We start from the raw sequence: 495 nt of genomic DNA on the forward strand, positions 1-495 counted from the left end.
GAATATGAAGGCGCCTAGCACCACGATGCCGTGGTCGTGGAGCCGCCTCACGTTAGCCTTGAACTCCTCGATCTTGTTGTGCGACTTGCCGATCTCTCCCATGCTCTCCTTCGAGACCGTTTCAAAGCCCATAAACAGGCACAACAGACAATCACGACTGCAGTTAAAGCTTTAATGTACTTCCTCACCGCGCTTCCCCCCTTTTTCTTGGCTAATCTTTACTTGAACCAACAGCTACTGCAAAAACCCCAACCTTAATACCGTCAGCTCTGGCCATCTCCATCGCGTCTATACATGGACGCACTTCGCTGCCATAAGCTATGAGCGCTACATCAGCATCATCCATCTTAAAGGCCTTACGATGCGGGTAGCTGGTATGGCTGCCGACGTGTTCAAAGAGGCGGGCGTGGCAGTCGTCAATGTGTCAGGAGGGGAAATCCTTCCCTTGTTGGAGAGGAAGACCATAGACGCAACGGAATACAGTGATCCACATAG

2 protein-coding genes are annotated in these 495 nt (G+C 51.5%); one reads left to right on the plus strand and one right to left on the minus strand.

The features are described 5' to 3' along the window. Positions 1-211: 211 nt before the first annotated feature. Positions 212-346: a transketolase C-terminal domain-containing protein gene (locus EZM41_RS14020; RefSeq protein WP_232619361.1), complete on the minus strand. Its 135-nt coding sequence runs from the start codon at positions 344-346 to the stop codon at positions 212-214. Positions 347-376: 30 nt separating this feature from the next. Between EZM41_RS14020 and EZM41_RS14820 the strand changes: the two genes are divergently transcribed. Next, on the plus strand, positions 377-495 hold a 119-nt coding region (locus tag EZM41_RS14820), incomplete at its 3' end, for a hypothetical protein (RefSeq protein WP_446697847.1).

It is taken from the genome of Acetomicrobium sp. S15 = DSM 107314 (assembly GCF_016125955.1).
Taxonomy (GTDB): Bacteria; Synergistota; Synergistia; order Synergistales; family Thermosynergistaceae; genus Thermosynergistes; species Thermosynergistes pyruvativorans.

Coding starts and splice junctions, on each gene's coding strand:
- EZM41_RS14020 (WP_232619361.1), bottom strand. CDS start 346: ATGGATGATGCTGATGTAGCGCTCATAGCTTATGGCAGCGAAGTGCGT.